Source organism: Flavobacterium sp. UMI-01 (assembly GCF_019656315.1).
Taxonomy (GTDB): Bacteria; Bacteroidota; Bacteroidia; order Flavobacteriales; family Flavobacteriaceae; genus Flavobacterium.
In genome coordinates this window covers 1-1,815 of the sequence record NZ_BPLU01000018.1, presented here as the reverse complement: position 1 = coordinate 1,815, position 1,815 = coordinate 1, and the positions used below count along the sequence as shown (strand labels likewise).

Below are 1,815 nucleotides of genomic sequence, written 5' to 3'. Positions count from 1 at the left end.
CTGCATTTGGTGCCAATGTACTTGGTGTCAAAGCTAAATTTGTAAGACCTAATTTGGCATCACTGATTGCGATATTACTTACCGTAACATTACCTGTATTAGTTACCGTAAAGGTATAGGTGATGTTATCCCCTACCTGTGCCTTCAAAGGATCTCCATTATATACCCCTGTTTTTACAAAGGATAACTTTCCTTGAGTCGGTACAGTAGTAACCGTACTATCATCATTATCAACTGCAGTACCTGAGGTATCTTCTACATCAGCACCACTTGGGTCTTGCCCTTTGGCAATGGCGGTATTGGTCACCATTCCTGAATCGATATCCGATTGTGTAATGGTATAATCTTGTGTGGCAACACCTATTCCATTAGGTAATAATGTACTTGGTGTTAGAGCCAAATTAGCAACGCCTAGTTTGGCATCATTTATCACAATATTATTTACCGTAACATTCCCTGTGTTAGTAACTGTAAACGTATAGGTGATTTTATCTCCTACTTTTGCCTTCGTTGGGTCACCATTGTAAACGGCTGTTTTAACAAAAGCTAACTTCCCTTGAGTCGGTACAGTAGTAACCGTACTATCATCATTGTCAACTGCAGTACCTGAGGTATCTTCTACATCAGCACCACTTGGGTCTTGCCCTTTGGCAATGGCGGTATTGGTCACTTGACCCGCATCAATATCTACCTGTGTGATGGTATAATCTTGTGTAGCCACTCCTACTGCATTTGGTGCTAATACATTGGGTACTAAAACCATGTTGGCAACACCTAATTTGGCATCGTTTATCACGATATTATTCACTGTAACATTCCCTGTGTTAGTTACTGTAAACGTGTAAGTGATTTTATCTCCCACTTTTGCCTTCGTTGGGTCACCATTGTAAACGGCTGTTTTAACAAAAGCTAACTTCCCTTGTGTCGGTACAGTAATAACCGTACTATCATCATTGTCAACTGCGGTACCAGAGATATCTTCTACATCAGCACCACTTGGATCTTTACCTTTGGCAATAGCCGTATTGGTAACCATTTTTGCATCAATGTCGGCTTGAGTAATCGCATATTCTTGTGTAGCGACACCAATACCATTTGGCAACAAAGTACTTGGGGGCAAAGCTAAATTAGTAAGACCTAGTTTGGCATCATTAATTCCAATATTGCTTACCGTAACATTACCCGTATTGGTTACTGTAAAGGTATAAGTGATTTTATCTCCTACTTTTGCCTTCGTTGGGTCGCCATTGTAAACAGCTGTTTTAACAAAAGCTAACTTCTCTTGTGTCGGTAAAGTAGTAACCGTACTATCATCATTGTCAACTGCCGTACCTGAGGTATCTTCTATATCATTACCACTTGGGTCTTTACCTTTGGCAATAGCCGTATTGGTAACCATTTTAGCATCAATATCGGCTTGTGTAATGGTATAATCTTGTGTAGCAACACCAACGCCATTTGGTAATAAAGTACTTGGGGTTAAAGCCAAATTAGTAAGGCCTAGTTTGGCATCATTAATTCCAATATTGCTTACCGTAACATTACCCATATTGGTTACTGTAAAGGTATAAGTGATTTTATCTCCTACTTTAGCTTTCATTGGATCACCATTGTAAATGGCTGTTTTAACAAAAGCTAGTTTCCCTTGTGTAGGTAAAGTAGTAACCGTACTATCATCATTTGCAATGGATGTTCCTGATACATCTTGTACATTGTTTCCGTCTGGATCTTGACCCATGGCAAGTGCTGAATTGGTCACTTTTCCGGCATCAATATCTGCTTGTGTAATGGTGTAATCTCTAGTAGCGACGCCTA

At 39.8% G+C, this 1,815-nt stretch carries 1 pseudogene; it reads right to left on the bottom strand.

Annotation, left to right across the window (positions count from 1 at the left end):
* Positions 1-1,815: pseudogene (locus tag K5R64_RS07440) on the bottom strand (hypothetical protein); the annotation flags it as partial.